13 protein-coding genes are annotated in these 18,098 nt (G+C 37.6%); 6 read left to right on the top strand and 7 right to left on the bottom strand.

Translation table 11 applies throughout. The annotated features are described in order from the left end of the window. Nucleotide 1: 1 nt before the first annotated feature. Nucleotides 2-3,334, bottom strand: a complete 3,333-nt coding sequence (locus L2717_RS04350; RefSeq protein ID WP_220774309.1) for a DUF748 domain-containing protein — start codon at nucleotides 3,332-3,334, stop codon at nucleotides 2-4. Between the two features lie 657 nt (nucleotides 3,335-3,991). Between L2717_RS04350 and L2717_RS04355 the strand changes: the two genes are divergently transcribed. The 3 genes from L2717_RS04355 to L2717_RS04365 all read left to right on the top strand — a co-directional run bounded on the left by L2717_RS04355 (nucleotide 3,992) and on the right by L2717_RS04365 (nucleotide 5,326). Next, on the top strand, nucleotides 3,992-4,696 hold the full coding sequence (locus L2717_RS04355; protein WP_248937988.1) for a DUF445 domain-containing protein: 705 nt from the start codon (nucleotides 3,992-3,994) through the stop codon (nucleotides 4,694-4,696). A gap of 89 nt (nucleotides 4,697-4,785) precedes the next feature. Further along, nucleotides 4,786-5,136, top strand: coding sequence for a VOC family protein (locus L2717_RS04360; protein ID WP_220775201.1), 351 nt, complete (start codon nucleotides 4,786-4,788; stop codon nucleotides 5,134-5,136). Further along, nucleotides 5,111-5,326 carry a DUF1289 domain-containing protein gene (locus L2717_RS04365; protein WP_220775202.1) on the top strand — a complete coding sequence of 72 codons (216 nt, stop codon included), beginning with the start codon at nucleotides 5,111-5,113 and terminating at the stop codon, nucleotides 5,324-5,326. The genes L2717_RS04360 and L2717_RS04365 overlap by 26 nt, the downstream gene beginning before the upstream one ends. A 259-nt stretch (nucleotides 5,327-5,585) precedes the next feature. Here the strand turns inward: L2717_RS04365 and cdd are convergent, their stop codons facing one another. Both cdd and sbcB read right to left on the bottom strand, forming a co-directional pair. Next, nucleotides 5,586-6,476, bottom strand: a complete 891-nt coding sequence (cdd, locus tag L2717_RS04370) for a cytidine deaminase (protein ID WP_220775195.1) — start codon at nucleotides 6,474-6,476, stop codon at nucleotides 5,586-5,588. A 210-nt stretch (nucleotides 6,477-6,686) separates the two neighbouring features. Then, complete coding sequence (gene sbcB, locus L2717_RS04375) at nucleotides 6,687-8,129, bottom strand: exodeoxyribonuclease I (protein ID WP_248937989.1); 1,443 nt, start codon at nucleotides 8,127-8,129, stop codon at nucleotides 6,687-6,689. 155 nt (nucleotides 8,130-8,284) lie between these two features. Between sbcB and L2717_RS04380 the strand changes: the two genes are divergently transcribed. Further along, the gene (locus L2717_RS04380) at nucleotides 8,285-9,487 is read left to right on the top strand and encodes a tyrosine-type recombinase/integrase (protein ID WP_248937990.1); all 1,203 of its coding nucleotides are present in this window, start codon (nucleotides 8,285-8,287) and stop codon (nucleotides 9,485-9,487) included. Nucleotides 9,488-9,774: 287 nt separating this feature from the next. Here L2717_RS04380 and L2717_RS04385 read toward each other — a convergent pair whose 3' ends face one another. Beyond that, entirely contained in the window at nucleotides 9,775-10,704 is a 930-nt protein-coding gene (locus L2717_RS04385; protein ID WP_248937991.1) for a hypothetical protein, read from the bottom strand. A 658-nt stretch (nucleotides 10,705-11,362) separates the two neighbouring features. Between L2717_RS04385 and L2717_RS04390 the strand changes: the two genes are divergently transcribed. Together L2717_RS04390 and L2717_RS04395 are read left to right on the top strand one after the other, a co-directional pair. Then, complete coding sequence (locus tag L2717_RS04390; RefSeq protein ID WP_220775104.1) at nucleotides 11,363-13,231, top strand: zincin-like metallopeptidase domain-containing protein; 1,869 nt, start codon at nucleotides 11,363-11,365, stop codon at nucleotides 13,229-13,231. Nucleotides 13,232-13,356: 125 nt separating this feature from the next. Next, nucleotides 13,357-14,991, top strand: coding sequence for a tetratricopeptide repeat protein (locus L2717_RS04395; RefSeq protein WP_248937992.1), 1,635 nt, complete (start codon nucleotides 13,357-13,359; stop codon nucleotides 14,989-14,991). Nucleotides 14,992-15,076: 85 nt separating this feature from the next. Here L2717_RS04395 and L2717_RS04400 read toward each other — a convergent pair whose 3' ends face one another. The 3 genes from L2717_RS04400 to L2717_RS04410 form a co-directional block, all read right to left on the bottom strand. Further along, nucleotides 15,077-15,397, bottom strand: coding sequence for a hypothetical protein (locus L2717_RS04400; RefSeq protein ID WP_248937993.1), 321 nt, complete (start codon nucleotides 15,395-15,397; stop codon nucleotides 15,077-15,079). Beyond that, entirely contained in the window at nucleotides 15,378-15,671 is a 294-nt protein-coding gene (locus L2717_RS04405; RefSeq protein ID WP_248937994.1) for a hypothetical protein, read from the bottom strand. Before L2717_RS04405 ends, L2717_RS04400 begins: the two co-directional genes overlap by 20 nt. 219 nt (nucleotides 15,672-15,890) lie before the next feature. Further along, complete coding sequence (locus L2717_RS04410; RefSeq protein ID WP_220775132.1) at nucleotides 15,891-17,603, bottom strand: hypothetical protein; 1,713 nt, start codon at nucleotides 17,601-17,603, stop codon at nucleotides 15,891-15,893. Between the last annotated feature and the right edge of the window lie 495 nt (nucleotides 17,604-18,098).

The following is an 18,098-nucleotide window of genomic DNA, read 5'->3' on the forward strand; positions in this document are numbered from 1 at the left end:
TCTATTGTGCATCAATCGTTAGGTTCACCTTCGCCGCATTTTGACTTAAACTGACGCGGCTTTCGAGTAGGAAAATCCGCTCCGGCGCAATATTCTTAACGTCAACAAGGTATGTTTTAACCGCTTTAGCTCTTTCTTGGGCTAAATTACCTAGCATGTCATCATTAACATTCTGTGCTTTGACTGACAGATTATATAAAGCGATATGCCAACGTGTAGTGATTTCATCATCTGAAAGTTGGGTATCTTTAGCTTCCGTAATGACAGTGTCTTTTACTTGGGAAGCATCTGCTTTTACCTCTTGCTCATAGAGTGTCACTAACGCATCGGCAAGCGGCCCTTGGGACGGAAATTGGCTCGGACTTAAACCGGCAGGCAACGCGCTAAATTCAATATTGGCTAGCTTTGCTAACTTACGCTTCATTATGCGCTCGGCAATGGCTTGGCTGTCATTAATAGCATCGACTTCACCTTCGATGCTGAGTTTAAGCATAGGTCTGTCAAGTAATGCGCTGGCAAGTTTATCTAAACTTTTCTGCTCTTTTTCGCTAAGGCTAAATTGGCCGGCAGTAAAACTGATTTTATCTAAGGTCTCGTCTGAACCTATCAATCCCGCTAAGAAAGTGAAGGGGGCTGTAACGGCTTTAGTGATCACATTCTTTAGCGCTGTCATGATAATACTACCTACGCTAAAGCTGGGTGAATCTAAATCGCCAGAGACTTCCATACCCAAATCAATGATCCCGTTACGATCCTGTAATAGTGCTATTGCAAGCGTGATGGGCAAGCTAGTGGCCAGTTCGCTATTGCTTGGTTTACCGAGCTTTAGCTGATTAATCACTAAATGATTGTTACCTTTGAGTTTGTTTTTATCCAGTTTGTAGTTTAGTGAAAGTGATAATTGGCCTTTATCTATGTAGTAACCCGCATAGGTGCCAGAGTAGGGGTTGACCGAAGTTAACTCAACATTCTTAAAGACTAAATCAAGGTCTAAATATGGCATATCTAACAAAGGGTTAATATCGCCTTTTAGGGTGACTGGGGCGTATTTATCTATTTTACCTTTAATATCTACCGAGGCTTTAGTCCCTAGTGTTGAAGATAAATGAGTGATATTACCTTCGAGTAACTCAATGCCCGAGGCAAAATTTGGCGTCAGTGAATTATCTGCAAAATAAGCTGAACCTTGGCTAAAGCTAACTTTTTGAATATCGAGAGCGAATTCCGGTGTTGTTGTGTTGCTTGCTGCTACAGCATTGGCTGTTGAGGTGTTATTAACCGTTGCTACATTGTTATTTGCTGTCGTTGCAGGAGTATTTACGATGAGGTCGCTGATGTTGGTGGTTCTATCTTTTGCGATCACCACTTTGGCGAAGGGGTGAATAAAGGCCAAATGATCGATTTTGATTTGATTTTTTTGTTGATCAAAATCCAGTTGATTGATATTCATTTTTTGCCATTTGACCAGCGGGGCATTACGTAATGTGTCATGAATAGATAAATCATCCAGATCAACATTGCCGTCGTAAAGCGCTTTGCCCTTTGCATCGGCAGTGAGTTTGCCTGTAGAGCTTAATAGACCACTCTTGAGCTGGATATTAATGTAAGGCGCAAGGTAAGGTTGAAATTGGATTAACGACAATTTATCGAGTTGGATATTGGCATCTATGGCTTCGTGAATAACATCCACTAGGCCTTGAGAACTCAAATTACCATTATCATTGATGCTGAGTTGTAATTCATATTCAATCGGGGCGGTTAGCGTACTGGTTATTGCTTTTGTTGATAAATTTAGTGGATAGACACGCCATTGCTGCGGCGTTGCGGTGAGTTTTTGTTCTGATAAATTAATATCATAGTTTTCAAAATGTAGTGCATCGAGTTGCACTAACCAAGTGGCTTTTGCAGCAGTCTTTGACGTGACTTTAGCCGTAACTTTTTTAGTGGCCTCAGCTGTGTTTGCGACGACCTCTGCATTATTTTTTTCGTTAGTCGTGGCTAATTTACTTTCAGTTGGTGTGTCTGCCGCATCGCTTACATCGGCTGAAGTCTCAGCTATTTGAGGCTTTTCTTTCACAAGTGTAACTTGGAGGTTTTCTGTAAGCTTAGTCTCTATTGGTTGCGTAACTATCGGCGCCGAATTTACTGCAGCGCTTGATGATTTAGGCGTAAACAAGCTGGCTAGATCGATACCATCTTGATTCAAAATGGCACTGATAGTTAAACCATCACTGTGCAGTTTATTAATATGTACTTTCTGTTGCTGCAAGTTTACCGAAATACCGTCAAGGGCAAAGAGTGGCAGCTTAACCACAGAGCGTTCTTGGTCGTTAAAGTTCAGTTTTTCAACAATGAACTGGCCATGACTACTAACGATTTGTAACTCACCATTATCAGCAAGATCCACTTGATACTGCGTTTTAGCACTGATTTCGCCATCGGTAAGGATAGGAGTAAATTGATCGTCGATAAATCGCCACAGCGGTGTCAGCTTAAGCTTAGCAAGTTGCACATCACCAGCGATTTTTAACGGGAACAGTTGGAATTGTCCTTGCGAGCTGATTTCGCCGGCATGATCGTCACGTAGGTGTATTGCATAATGATTGTGCTTGATAGGTGCAATTGGGGCTTCGGATATCGGTTGGGTATTTGCAGTGCTGATGGCCGCAGCCTTGTTCGCTTTTATGGCTGGCGTGCTAGATGCAGTCACAAGGGATATTAAATATTCAGTATCGAGGTGGCTCAATTTTAGGTTGATATTGGGATAATTAACTTGAGCATTCGTGATTTTATCATCGAAGTTTAATTGCCCTGCATCTAATACAAATTGGTTCAGGAGGACACGAACAGGTGCGCTGACATTTTCTTGTGTGGTTTTCTTGCTTGCGGGTGCATGCTTGGTCAAGGTAAGTAGAATGTCGTCGAAGTTGAATCCTACTTTACCTTTTCTGTCCACACGGATGATGTGTGCGTAGGGCGCTTGTATGTGTATGTGTTCGATTACTGCGACACGCTTAAAAACAGATTGCCAAAAATGCACTTGGAATTGGATTTGCGCTACGCCAGCAAACGGCTGTTCATCTTTTTCTTTAATGACAAATTGATCAATTTCGACTTTGAAATTAAAGGGGTTGATACGAACGTCACCGAGAGCAACTGGGCGACCCAAGAAAGATGATAATTTGTCTGGCGCCTGAGTCGTAATCGCATAGGGAAGTAATAAACCTAATGCGCAGATATACCCTAGATAGGTGATCACAAGGTAAAAAACGACTCGAAGATACCTTGGTTGGGCAAAAAAGTTTTGTTTAAATTTTGCTAGCTGGGACAGCATTAATATTAAGGCTCCAATGCATAAGTCAGTGTAAAACTGCCATAAGTGCGAACATTCTAGCGAGTAACGCTAGCGTTGCTAGGGATTAGTTAAGATTTCTATCTGTTAAATTTGAGCATTATCGAACAACATTCCGTGTTTAGCTTAGTTTAGGTGGATGTACACTATCTTAAAAAATATGGCTGAATAGTGAGTTTTAATATTATTGTTAGGTCGCGATAATATTTCTTCAGTGTATTAATTAAGACGATAATGGCACCTTGAGTTTTTTTTATCCAATAAAAATATCTCCGCTAGTAAGATCCTTCAACTTAAACAGCATATTACTCACCATTTTTTTACATTATGTTAGCTTAGCCTGACATAACTACGTTTTCTTACGTGTAACGCAGCTCATTGATTATTGATTGGTATTGCACTTAGGTTTTGTATTTTCGTATGAAAAATAGGCTCAACACTTTATTTCTTTCTGATTAATTTTTGAGGATATCACCCTGTAATATCTTGCCAAGATAAGCTTTAAAGCAGAATTTAAACTTTATATATAACGAAGAGTTGAATTAAAAAAGTGGATTTCATTGTTAGACCTCAGTCCAGTTAGCTTGGTAATATAGGCCAGTTTTGCATCTTATCGGTGCTACCTTAGGGGATACGAGATTGAATAAGAGTTTAGTGACCAATTTATTAGCGGCAGCCTTGGTTGTCGTGGGATATTTTATCGATTCGGCAATGGTGCTGAGTGTGGGCTTGTTTGCTTTATCTGGCGCAATTACCAATTGGGTTGCGATATATATGTTGTTTGAGAAAGTCCCTGGACTGTATGGCTCAGGCGTTGTGCCTTCGCGTTTCGAAGAGTTTAAGACTGGTATTGCTCATTTAATGATGAAGCAGTTTTTTACTACAGAGAATATCGAGAGATTTTTATCTGAGAAACAAGGGTTTAGTAAAATAGATCTAGCGCCTGTAATTGAAAAGGTTGATTTAGCACCTTCCTTTGATGCCTTAATCAGTACTGTCGCGCAATCTTCCTTTGGTGGCATGCTGTCGATGTTTGGTGGCACAGATGCACTATTACCGTTAAAAGAACCATTTATTGTGAAAATGAAGGCATCTTTGGTTGAAATGGCTCAAAGTGACGCATTCCATGAGCTATTGAAACAAGAAATCGAACAGCCGAATGTGATGGCCGATTTACAAACAAAGATTGCTAATATAGTGGAACAAAGATTAAGTGAACTTACACCGCAAATGGTGAAAAAAATCGTACAGGATATGATCCAAACGCATTTAGGATGGCTAGTTATTTGGGGCGGTGTATTTGGCGGTCTGATTGGACTTGTCGCCGCTTTAATACAAGGCTAACCTAAGTAAAAGTCGCACATCAAAATGGGAGCTTTGGCTCCTATTTTTATTTACAACGTAGGCGCGAATATCAAATAACAAGGCAGTCTATGAACCCTCACCACAATATCAATTATTTAGAAATACCGAGCCGAGATATTGCGAGCTCTAAGGCTTTTTTTAGCCAAGTCTTTGGTTGGGGCTATGTCGATTATGGCCCCGAATATAGCTGCTTTGTGGATGTTGGTATCACAGGGGGATTTTATCAAACTGATATCGATTTTATCCTCGCACGAGGTTGCCCGTTAATCGTGATATATAGTCAGAATTTAGAATTGACTCTGGCATCAGTTGTCGAAGCTGGCGGCGCTATTACGGCAGATATATTTAGTTTCCCTGGTGGGCGTCGATTCCATTTTACTGAACCCTGTGGCAATGAATATGCCGTCTGGTCAGAATAATCCAAATGAAAATCCTTGTATTGGGAGATGTTGTTTAGATCAGCAAGATATTTGCCTAGGTTGTTTTAGGCACCTCGACGAGATTTTAGCATGGCGTGCAATGTCAGAAGTGGAGCAGCAAGCGTGTCATGCCAGAATGATGCTGCGTAAGTGTGATTATCTCGCTAAATTTAGAGGCAGTGCACCATAGTTAATATGGTGAATGTTACTACTGGGTGAGCTGAGAGACTTGATATTCATACTCGTTTACTGGAATTGTTTAGATTAATGCTTATTACCTTAATCGTGACAATCGTTAAGCCTATCTATATAAATATCGAATTTTAAGCTTTAATTTTAAAATCTAGTTTTAAGACCAGGCTCTAAGCTTTAACTTTAAGACCTAAGCCAATAAACCAACGGAAAAATACGCATTAACGTATTTTGCCGTTGGTATTTTGATGCACTGTTTATACTGGATCTACCACTATGTGCTCAAGTTCGATAGCTGCAACGGTATGAAGTGCATCCATCGTCGCGCCAACTAAACTAATTTTTCCTTGAGATGACTCAATTAACACTGCACGACTGATATCGCTAAACTCACGATTATGGCGAGTTAGATTCGATAATGCCATCTGCATGGGCAGCATAGAAGGATTAAATGCTGCGTTCTCGGCGTAGCGGCCACAATAAGTTGCGCCATCATGGGTTTTTAATACCACGGCAGCAAAACTTTCAGTGTAAGGCGCATAGCTTAAACCGGCATGATCTAAGCCTTCGATGATCATAGGATCGGCACTATCTAACGCAAATTCAGTTTGTTGCTTAGCCATTAAGGGCGAAGTGACATTTAAGTCTTTAGGCCCAAAAGCATAGGGTAAATAATACGCTAGAGGATGGCTTTCCTGTGCTGGTAGATGAATGTAAATTTTACTCCCTTCAACCAATTCATTCATGAATTGACGGCAATGGCCACAAGGGCTGGCATTGACTATGATATCAACGATTTGACTTTCACCGCTTAGCCAAGCATGGCTAATAGCACTTTGCTCCGCATGGACAGAATGAAATAACGCTTCACCGGGCAATTCTATATTCGCGCCCATGTAAATATCACCACTTTTGCCTTTGGCAATCGCACCAACATAAAACTCACTGATAGGCGGTTTGGCCAGCGCTGCTGCTATTGGCAGTAATGCTAATAACACTTCAGCTTCACTCATTTTACTTGCACTTGTTAGCGTAGCAAGTTGCTGTGCATTGAGATGCCCCGCAAAATGTGAGTCCAACATGGGAATGAGTGCATCTGCTAACGGCGTTGGCAGTAGGGTTATGCTGTGATTGAATCTATCTTGCATTTCCCGATTCCTTATTTGTTAAGTTCATGGAAGAACATTCTAGTAATTTTGTTACAGTATAAATGCGAGTTAGCTCGCGTTTATACGCTGTGAATATCAATGTATTGATTGTTATTAAATCTATACTGAGTCTGTCTAAATATATGGCCAGTATATGACTAAACTTAAAGCTTTTAAATACAAGAGATAAGATTATGACCTTACAAAAATTTAAAGCTCACGCAAGTAATGACAGAGCGCGGTAAGTAATTTTTGTTTATTCTCATCTGCTTGCGTATCTTGCAGTAAATTTTCTAATTTTAGTACATAGTCTTGATCGGCTAAACGACTTTGACAGAATTCACGCCAACGCTGCGATTCTTCATAATCAAGTAACTCTGGGTAGTTTCTGGCACGATAACGGAACAACATTTCAGGAATGCGTGGATCATCAAATTGCAAATCTAACGCTGCTAAATTTTGCGGTAGGGTATGACGGATGATTTCCATTTTCGCTTTATCCGCTTGGCTAAAAAAACCACCGGAATACAACATTAAGTCGGGATCTGTTATGGTTCTGCTGTCATCATGTTCAAATAATAGTGCTAATTTTTCGCGCAGCTCGGGATGTTGTTTTAAGCGCTTATATTGTGCTCTGGCGAATTCTTTATCTATGCCTAAACGAGCAGCATGTTCATCGCTGAGGATTTTTGCCGAGGTGATGAATGGACATTTATTTAAATGAATTTGTTTAACTGCGATAGGCAATTCATCTTCGGCAAGATCAGCTCTTGGCGTATACATGCGCGTTTTAATTTGTTCAATATCTAGCTCAAATAGCGGCGTTAAATCCATGGCTAAATTAACGCAAATAACGGCATTTTTATTGGTTGGATGGTGCGTCACAGGTGAAATTAAGGTAGTACAACCATTGCGTGCACTAATTTTTGAACTGACGTGAACAAGCGGCTGCATATTAAGCACATCGATTTGATCGCTAACCGCTTGCTTACGGCGCAGATCAAAATAGTACTGATACAACTTAGGTTGTTTTTCTCGAATAAGCTTAGCCATTGCAATCGTCGCATACACATCAGACATAGCATCATGGGCTTTCTCATGGCTTAAACCATTCGTTTGAGTCAGGTGCTCTAGCTTAAAGCTAGGAGAGCCATCTTCTTTTGTCGGCCAATTGATACCTTCAGGTCTAAAGGCGTAACAAGCGCGAACTAAATCAATAATATCCCAACGAGAGTTTCCATTTTGCCATTCACGAGCATAGGGATCGATAAAGTTGCGGTAAAAGCCATAACGGGTCACCTCGTCGTCAAAACGCAGTGAGTTATAACCGGCAACGCAGGTGTTGGGTTGACTAAATAATACCTGAATACGTCCCATAAACTCAGTTTCAGGGATGCCTTTTAAATTGGCTAACTGCGGGGTGATCCCAGTGATCAATATCGCTTCCGGTGACGGCAGGTAATCAGTGGCTTGTTTGCAATAAAACGTCTCAGGTTCGCCGATAATATTGAGATCTAAATCCGTGCGAATACCAGCAAATTGCGAGGGTCTGTCTTTCGCAGGATTTGCTCCAAATGTTTCGTAGTCGTGCCAAAATATCGTAGGCTGTATCTTTAAATTTTCTTGTGTTTTATTCTGTAGTGGTTGGTTCATTTTATCTTGTCATTTCAATAAATTGGTGTGGATATATGTATCACCGTGTTTTTTTATATAACTTTATGTCCCATCGGGTTTGTGTACCCTTGCGTGTACCCAATATGTTTTGTATATTGTTCCTGCATATAATGGGTACGCACTGGAGGTTTGTTTTGAGTTTATCAGATACCAAATTAAGAGGTTTATTGAACAAAAAATATTCTGAACGATACGAGCTATCTGACAGGGATGGTCTGAGTATTAGGGTTTCAGAAATAGGTTCAATAACTTTCCAATACAGGTACAGATTCAAAAAAAAACCAAAACGTTTAGCCTTAGGTCGTTATCCTGGAGTCAGTCTAGCAGAGGCAAGAGCTAAAGTCCCTTCATTACGGCAAGCACTGGAGGAGGGTAGAGATCCAGCTCGATTAATAGAAGAGAAAAAAAATAAACAAAAAGTATTGATCGATGAGTGTATTGATCTATTTCTAGAGCGGCATGTTTCAACGTTGAGGGAAGGTACTGAATATTTATATAAGTATACGTTGAATAAACATGCCAGAGGGGTTTTAAAAGAACCTGTAGAAGATATGACTATTCAAGATTGGTATGCCTATTTTGATTCAATTTCAGCAAAATATACTCCAATAACAGCAAGAGATATGCTTCGTAGAGTTAAAGCTTGTATTCGTTTTTCGATTAAACGAGGTCTGATTCTTCACTGTCAAATTATTCATATATACCCAAGAGATGTAGGTGCTAACAGTGTTACTGGTGAGCGTGTCCCCAGTATTGACGAGCTGAAGGTGATTTGGAACGAAATTGATAAGTCAAGGTGCTATCCTACTACTGGTAACGTTATTAAATTGTGTATGTTAACGGGAGCTAGAATGTCGGAAGTTCGACTTATGGAAAAAAAGGATCTAGATCTAGAAAAAAAAATTTGGACTGTACCCAAAGAGAAAAGTAAAACAAAACGAAAAATTGTTCGACCATTATCAGATGATTCATATAAAATTATAAAATGGCAGTTAGATACATTTTCTGATTTTAAGCAAGTTGTTAGTGAAGGCGGTAAGGAGGTGTTTACTCAGTTTGTATTTCCAAGTGGCTCATATAAAAAAAATATATCATCTCAGACTGTTAATAAGCTTTGTCGCTTAATTAGAGATCGCAAAAGTATGGAGGAATGGATAGCACATGATTTTAGACGGTCATTGACTACGATTTTGACATCTCATGATGTAGCCTTGCATGTTTCAGAAAAAATGCTAGGTCATAGCCTTGGTGGGGTTCTTGAAATATATAATAAAAATGAATGGCTTCCTGAGCAACAGGAAGCCTACGATAAATGGGCAAATCTCATTTTGAAGTAAAACATCAAATTTTACCTAAGTGATAAAGTTTAAGCTGCTAATATATTTGAACTTTCCCATGCTTCAATGTCTATTTTTCGCCAAAACGGTCTTGCATTTAGTGGACTTATTGGTGAAGGGAACCCGTGTTTCCGACGCCATCGCCACAATGATTGTCTGCCAATTTTATAGCGTGATAAAAGGTCATTTATTGTTAAAACATCCATACTTCAGCTCCTCAAATTTTTTTGAACGATAATTATTTTTTATGTCAGTCCCCTTCACTAGAGGGGTAATGTTGCCAATCTCTAATGAAGCATTGTATTCATGCTGTTTGTTGTATCCACTTCCTTAACAAGAACCCAGCGTGTCCCTGGTTTAAGATCCTTGTACTTACCTTGATAGTATCTTTTTGCTCGAAGATTCCTGTAAAACGGGATTCGATACTTAATTTTTCGAGCTTCACCCGCAGATTTATTTTGTACTGGAGCGCATAGCATTAGCCCTTTGAAAGCTGATCTATTTTTTCCTATTGGGAGTGTTACTGCTGACTTTGGATAGCCATCAACAAGCTTCTTACCATCAGTCGCTGAGTGATAAACGCATAAAGACAACGCTATTCTAGTTAAAGCATCTAAAACATCTGTGCTTCGATTCGGTAAAGGTTTTTTAGCATTCTTTGTTAGTGTTTCTGTAAGTATTGGGATAGGACTGAAACATGAATCCGTTCTAAATTCCTCTCTTCTGTAATGGACATGGACACATAACTGGTTAGGATATGTGGTTGCGAACTCTCCCCAAATTGGTTGACATTTGTCTTTGTATAAATCAACAAACTCTTGTTCTGTCATAATGGTCACAAGGCAACTAGTTAGTTTTACACCGTTAACTAGCGTTCCTTTCGGAAATGATAAGGCAAAAGATTTAAAAGGAGGCTGAACAGTAAAGTTGTTTTTAAAATCGAACTCAGCAGTAAAAAGGTTGTTAGCCAATGCTTCGTTTTCGATAAAGATGACAGGAGAGCCGCATTCACTCCATAACATTTCTTCACTAAGTATTTTTCCCATACCAAGGTTAAATTCACTTTTACCTTCAGTTTCAATGAGTCTCTGCCTGACGATAGATAATAAATCTTGAAGATTGACTGGCTTTTTTCCAAAGATCTTTCTCAAAGCTGCTTTACCTTGACGGTTACTTTTAAAGCTATCTAATTGAGTTTTGTATATAGAATAGTTCATTATTTTCCCTTAATTATTAGTGTGTTAACTTTTGGTTTTGCTGGTTAAATAAACTTTCGAAGCCATCAGTAATCCGCCTCATCGATGATTTTTGTTCATTGTTACCTCCATTTTTCTAGTCTCACCAAATTTGAAGCGCACGAATCCTGTCTGGTGAGTCCAGCATTAATTTTTTATCTTAAATTTTGGGTGCAAGAAGCCGTAAATCATTTAGAAAATGACTTTCGATAACTCACGTACGAGGTTTGTTCGAATTTAGCTTGAGTTGGCGTGTTTCATCATTTTCTCTCCTGTTTTTTTATTCTGGCTGAAGAGTAGGCGACCAGAATCTGATTCTAGTTCCACACCTCCAATAATGATTTATCTATTTGTATTAGCTTATTCATAATTTACTTGTGTTTTTTCAAATACACGTTTGACAACGTTGCACATGTTATCAACTGAAACTAAATAGTCAAGTGTATTTAAAAGTCAAGTTAAAAATATATTTTTTGATTTTTTAAATTCTTTGACAAGTCAATTAAAAACAATGCGTTATAAAAATCAATATTTTTTGCTTTTTTAAAATAATTGTGATTCATTTTTTGACTTTTAATTTTTTTATGGTTTATTGAAATTAACTAGTGTGCTTTTTCACTAGTGTCATCGGAATCAATTTATGGAGAACAACGAAAATACTAGTGTGTTGACACTCATCAAACAGAAGTTTTTAGCATCACAATCTGCAATTAAGTCAGTCAAGCAACTTGATTTTTATATATCACGAGGGCGAACAGCTAACGATAAACTGACTGCAAAAAAATTTACGCAATTTCTAAAACAACATCAACTCACTCAAATTTTGAAACAAGCTGGATCTGATGCTACAGAAGATGAAAATTCTAAAAGCTTGACTGAAGTTAAAGCACTGCTTGAGTCTATTGAAATCGAACAGCCGAAAAAGAAAAAAAATGATCAGGTGGTGTTGGAGCAGGTACTAAAGATTTACCGAAGTTTTATCGAAAGTCGTGAGGAGTTTAAGTTCAAAAAACCTTGGTTAGATCATCAGGTGTTGGGTTTACCCAAAAATGCCAAATCAGGAGAAGTTTATTTAGGTGGTAATGATCTACTTTTAAGTCTCTTGCAAGACGAATTAGGCTTAGATTTACCCTTTTTCCTGAATCGATCAAATATTGAACAGCTTAATCTTGATGTACCTAGTGAGTGTATAGCAGTGTGTCAGAAAGTAGTTGAGCTTTACGTTCATGAAACTTTAGATAGTAATGATCCAGAGAAATGGATATCGACAAAGAAGTATAAGTTGTTAACACAACAACAAGGACAGGAAAGTTATCGCCAACAAAAAATTATCAAGCAGTTCGAAATTTTTCATCATTCGCAATTTACTAATGGATTACGCGACAATGAGATTTATCAAAGCTGGATTGAAAGTTATAAAGAAACAAAACTGCTTAAGAAGCTCGAACAGTGCCGAACAGATGAAGAACGTCAAAGATTGTTTGATCCAAAAATTTATGCGGCCAAATGCGTGATTGACGCAAGTCGAAAGGCTATGGGGATTGATTTAATCGAACATCCAACAAGTTGCCATTACAGCCCAGCTAAAGATCAAATAGCGATGGTTTCTGAGCAGAACTTTATAACTGATAATCCTGAGTTAGTATACACAGGGGCTTATTGTCATGAGTTATCGCATTCAACTGGTCATGAAAAACGACTAAAACGTAATCTTACAGGAAACTTCGGTTCGTCAAATTATGGTATGGAAGAGCTTTGTGCTGAAAGTTCATCATTACAACTTTTAAAGCGCTTTAACTTGCCAAGTGTCACAGATAAACAAAGTGCCGCATACATCGCTAATTGGCTAAAAACTCAGCAAGATAGTGGTTCTAAAGATTTTCTTAGCATTGCCTGTCATCAGGGCAGTAATGCTGCTGATTTTATATTAACTAAAGCCAAAGAGTATCAAGCGAAGCTTGTGGAAAACTTGGATATTGAGCAATTCAGAATAAGCTGTTTGAGCAAAGGCTATAGCAATGTTGATACAGATACGCTGTTTATTGCTGATTATCTTAATAAGACAGCTATGAAAGCGATTAATAAATTCTTAAATCAGCGATTTGATGCGTTAAATGAGGTTGAGCGACTTCTGGCTACAGGTAAGCTACTTTCAAGCTCAAAAGAGCAGTTTCTGTTGGATTATGACTTTAGAGACTTTTTGAAAAAAGAGCATAGTGTTTTAATTTTTGATGCTACTCAAGCAGGAAGGATTGTTTCAGAGTATTCGTTAAATGATATTTTCAATACTGATGTGGATGCTAGGTTTGATGATTATGCATTAATCAAGCAGTTTCATGCATCCTATGGCAAAGATAAGATCACTGAGTATCTCAATCAGCTAGAAATTGATGGTGTTCAACTGAAGGGGGATGCTGAAGCTGTCGACACGATAAGGGAACTGACGGACAAGCAATATCTATTCGATGTGAGTGATAAGCCAAGCTGTAGAAGAAAAATTACGAGATAAATACTTCCCATTCAAATGGATGTGGGGGTCGGTTAATGTTATATTTGTCATAGCTTTTTATGTTTATAGCGTCATAGTTTATGCATGACTCTACTTATTGCAAGGATGTTTTTTAAGGGAATTGTGTGAATAAAGAAAGTATAAACGATATCGCTTTTGTGAAGAATCACTGTGAGCTGATTGGTGAGCAATATGAAGAAGCCAAAAATTTGTATTTGGATGCACCAATCCAGACTTTAGTTATTCTCAGATCCTTGATTGTTAATCTATGTGACACGATCAGCGATGAGCTTTGTTTAGAGGATGGTGAGAAAGATGTTTTTGATTCAATAAAAAATATTGATGCTACAAAAAGAGTAGACCGAAAAATCATTAATAAACTTCATGATATTCGCATAGCTGGCAACAAGGCCGCACATAAAGAAAAGTTTAATATTGAGAAAGGGGAATTTATTACTCTTGCTCAAAAAGGTCTTCAAGATTTCTGTGAAGTCGTAAATCTTATCAGGTCTTCCTTTCAAAAGGTTATGAGTCCTACCTATAGCTTTGAGACTCAAGTCCATTCCTCGTTGAAAGATTTGTCCTACAAAGCTCTTTTTGAGAATGAACCGAACGCAAAGTATGTGGTTGGTTGTGCTTTAGCTCAAGTGCATTATAAAAGGCTTAATGATTTTGCTAATCCTGAAACAAATAATGGAAGATATTTTTTAGAAGATGAAGGTCAGCTCAAACGGGGTGTCGACCTGATTGAATCAGCAGCGATTGATGATGGACATTTAGAAAGTTTGTATGAATATGCAACTATTCTAATAAATGGTATTGAACGTGAAAAAGATTTGAACAAGGGTATTGACTGCTTTAGAAGGGCTGGTTTCAAGGGGCATATTAGTGCTAAAGCATACCATGGTTACTATGTCATCAATAGACCATCATCCTTAGATTTCGAGATAGAAGAAGCTATAGAAAACTTAGAAATAGCTGCCGCTCATAATAACCCTATAGCGTTAGACACTTTGAGTGTTTTGTATCAAGAGGGAAGACACTTCAAGAAAGATATTGAAAAATCTCTTGAGTACCTCGAAAAAGCATCTAATCTAGGCTACCCAGAGTCACAATATAAACTGGCAAATTATTATCATTCTATATGTAAAGATCATGAAGCATATGTTTTTTATATGACTGAAGCCGCAAAAAATGGCTATGCCGCTGCATATTTAAGCCTAGCTAGAACACTCGCTCTTAAAGTAAATTCAGATGAAACTTACGAACAAGCAGTAAAAACCTACCAAAAATATATTGAATTGAAAGAAGATCCTGTTGCTCAATTTGAGCTAGGAAGTTTGATTCTTAAACTCAGAAAAAATGATGTTGATAGTATTAGAACAGCATTGACTCACTTCATGAACAGCTATCGTAGTAATTACTGCCCCAATCATATTGCCAAACAGATTGAGGTAAGTTCAAAAAAGGCGCTAAACAACCTTGCAAATGAAATGAGAAGTCAACATTTTTCTGTTGAAAAACAGAAACATATTTCTGCTCTGTTTTTATATTTCGATTCTAATGGTAGGCCATTTAAAACAACAAACGAGATGATGGAAAACTTAAATTCTATTCGTGAAAACCCCAAAATTTCAAATGAAAAAATTTTTATGCCTAGTAAAAATAATGTTAAACCTTTAGAGCGAAAAATTGGGCGCAATGAAATATGTCCGCTTTGTTCTACTGGAAAAAAGTACAAAAATTGTTGTGGAAAGTGAGTCATATTTAATGATATTAAAAATATTCGTCATTGCCATTTTGCTCTCTAGCTTGGGAGTATCATAGACCGCATCTATGATGCGGCTATGGTTTATGGCCTATAGATTTAGGAGGATAAAGCCTCGCATCTAGGGCTTTATTTGCTAAAAGCATGATCACTTTATCTAACAGGTTGATGATCTCAGATTGGAATTTTCCTGTCTGAGTTAGTGAGGAAAACTCATCAACATCCATATCAAAAATTAGCCTAATCTCTTTTATCAGTAATATCTTATAAAAATGAATGAAATACTCAAGATTAAAGGTTTGATCTTTGCCTAGTTCATTTATTTTCTTTGAATGGCACTTATAATGTCTTTCAATTAAATTAATGCTTCGTTGAAAACTAACGTTTAGATTTGCCATTGAAACTACCTCCTGAGCTAGAGCTTTTGCTGCGTTTTTCTAACTTTAATAAAGCTAGATTTCGTTCAACTTCTTCTGCGTGAGGATATTCAAGTAAACTATTCACTTCGGATGGATTAGTGCTATCATCAGAGCTTATGAGTTTTTCTAATCGCTGTATCATCATAATCACAGATGGCTTTTCTATTAGGGCTTCTATCTGAGCAAGATGGAAAATCCCGTTTTCAATAAAATGGATATCAGTGATTGGGTTTTCATGTTTAATTCTCATCATTTACTCTCCTAAACAAATCTTTCTTGATGACGTTTGATAGCATGTTCAATTCAGGCTCTAAGCCTAAAATAATCTTTTGGTTAGTACTAAGCTCATAAGCGTTAGATAAGCAAGTTAGAGCCTTTTTTATATTATTTATATCATTGTTATTCATTTTATTCTGTCCTCTTTTATATCATCGTTACACAAAAAATCATTTATGCAATGGCGTAATGAAAATTATGGTTTGCCGATTCTGTTCGATATTTTTGCATTTGAATCGATGTTATTTTTCTGCTCAAATGACTTTATTTCATCTAATAGAGCCGTTTTTACGCCTTCAGGGAGTTCATTTATCATCTCAAGCTGAAATAGAGTCAGAGATGCTGTTTCTTGACTTGGATGGAGTTGCCAAATATCTATCGCTTCGAGCATCTTCTTCTGTTTTTCTTCTGTAGCATTATTGATTGCATCAAGCTGTTCAGATAGAAGGGCTATGCTTTGCGATAGTTCATTTGATTTGTCTTGTAACATGTTAAATCGAGATTGGGTACGCATGTGTATGGGCAAGTTCTCTTCGATCATACCAACAATATTTTTGAACTCATTTCGCTCACTTCCCTCAAGAAACCTGATGCCTATGCCATGTAAGTCAAAGACTTGTGTTTGTAAATGTTGTATGAACATGAGCTGGAGGATCTGGCCGCAAGCTACTAATATTTGTGGCGGTAATTTTTTAGACGGTTCTATGGACAACAACTCTGGAAATTGATCAGAGTAATGGGCTTTAGCCTGTTGTTGAGCAAAAGAGATGTACTGTTGCGACCAAGGAGTATTAGCGTTTGGCGATATAAATACATGGGCGTTTAGACCAGTTTCCAGATCATCACTCATCCCTTCATCAGCGTGCAACGCTGCTAGCTCAATCTTCGCACCATCAAAGTTGTTTTCAAAAAAGCTAACACAAGCTTCGAGCATCTCTTTCTTACCAATTTCCTTAAACTCTCCGTGTCGATGAGGGATCTTGAATACTTGTTCTGAGATAGAAGTGGAATTGATATTCTTTACTGTTCGGCATTCTCTTGATTCAAGCAACGCTTGGTGCTTTTGTCGATGAGATAGGTAATTGTCAAGTACTCTTAGCTTGTTTTCTTGATGTTTTTGGCTGAATCCTAGTCGTTCGTATTGCTTCAAAAGGTAAACTTTCAATTTAGCAACAGAAGCACTATGTACTTTTTCACCGAGATCTAAAGATTTATTCTGATGTAATTCAAGCTTGGATATCTGCTCAACAAACTTAACATGATTATGATGACTTGCTGGTAATAGCTTTTTCAATTTACAAAAATAACTGCTTCGATAGCGTGAATACTTAGCTAATTCCTTTTTGTGTTTATCATCAGACTTGTTGTTAGCTGTCAGCTTAACTTCGTCAAAAAATGATAAATATTGCTCTCTGTTTTGTACAAAATCCTGATGAGTTAAGTAAATACCATCGGTATAGTAGATGTTTTTATGTGATTGATTATCTAACCATTCTTCACATCGATTTTTTTCTTTGCGAGCGCTGTGTGTCAATGAAGTATTAAGGGCATTTAAGCTCAGTTCCCCGTTGTTTCTATGGTTATAATTCATACTTGAGTAGCGCACGGTAATATTTCGTTTGTAATGTATCCCATTTGTTTGGTTGTTATGTCTAAAAATCTTAGCGAGATCTTTGCGAAAAGCGAAGTTATTGAGAACTCTATTCTTTGATTTGGATGATGATGCAGACCTACTTGCTGCATGTTTGATAAGTTTATCAAACTCTAATTGCTCTTTTTCTGCTAGAAGTTTTACTTGTTGGTCTTCAGCCGCTTTTATTGAGGCTCGTGATTTAAGTTTGGCGATTTCACGTATACCACGTTCATAATCTACCTCATTTTTAGTTTTTTTCTCACTGTCATTTTTCATTATTACTCCTACTTAATTGGCAAATATCAATCAGAGCAACCTTTGTTACTTTTGTGAAAGTAAACCGAAACTACTTATACAAACTTGTGCGTATAATCGAAAACTTGTTTTGAGAGAAGTAGTTATATCGGGTTTACTTTGTTAATCTCTAATCATTGCTTACTTAAGTTGTAACATAAGTCCGATAGATTAAAAGAGTGAGAAACGAATTTGGGAATAAAGTTATTAGGTATTGGTTTATTTATTGTTTGTAAACTTTTTGTAGCTTGGTTTAAGAATGTGTTTAAAATAAAAATGTGTTTACTTGGTATAACAAAGGCGTAAAGTGAAATATTCATAATGGATGTATTATTTTGTTAAAAGAATAATGTTAATGTTCGATTGATAAAGCTATTTTGGTGAAATGGTGAAATGGTGAAATGGTGAAATGGTGAAATGGTGAAATGGTGAAATGGTGAAATGGTGAAATGGTGAAATGGTGAAATGGTGAAATGG

Source organism: Shewanella glacialipiscicola, from assembly GCF_023283485.1.
Lineage (GTDB): Bacteria > Pseudomonadota > Gammaproteobacteria > Enterobacterales > Shewanellaceae > Shewanella > Shewanella glacialipiscicola.

What these genes read in the sequence shown, in the direction of transcription:
- L2717_RS04385 (WP_248937991.1), bottom strand. Translation starts at nt 10,704, where the DNA reads ATGAACTATTCTATATACAAAACTCAATTAGATAGCTTTAAAAGTAAC.
- L2717_RS04365 (WP_220775202.1), top strand. Translation starts at nt 5,111, where the DNA reads ATGAATATGCCGTCTGGTCAGAATAATCCAAATGAAAATCCTTGTATT.
- L2717_RS04400 (WP_248937993.1), bottom strand. Translation starts at nt 15,397, where the DNA reads ATGGCAAATCTAAACGTTAGTTTTCAACGAAGCATTAATTTAATTGAA.
- L2717_RS04350 (WP_220774309.1), bottom strand. Translation starts at nt 3,334, where the DNA reads ATGCTGTCCCAGCTAGCAAAATTTAAACAAAACTTTTTTGCCCAACCA.
- cdd (WP_220775195.1), bottom strand. Translation starts at nt 6,476, where the DNA reads ATGCAAGATAGATTCAATCACAGCATAACCCTACTGCCAACGCCGTTA.
- L2717_RS04360 (WP_220775201.1), top strand. Translation starts at nt 4,786, where the DNA reads ATGAACCCTCACCACAATATCAATTATTTAGAAATACCGAGCCGAGAT.
- L2717_RS04390 (WP_220775104.1), top strand. Translation starts at nt 11,363, where the DNA reads ATGGAGAACAACGAAAATACTAGTGTGTTGACACTCATCAAACAGAAG.
- L2717_RS04410 (WP_220775132.1), bottom strand. Translation starts at nt 17,603, where the DNA reads ATGAAAAATGACAGTGAGAAAAAAACTAAAAATGAGGTAGATTATGAA.
- sbcB (WP_248937989.1), bottom strand. Translation starts at nt 8,129, where the DNA reads ATGAACCAACCACTACAGAATAAAACACAAGAAAATTTAAAGATACAG.
- L2717_RS04405 (WP_248937994.1), bottom strand. Translation starts at nt 15,671, where the DNA reads ATGATGAGAATTAAACATGAAAACCCAATCACTGATATCCATTTTATT.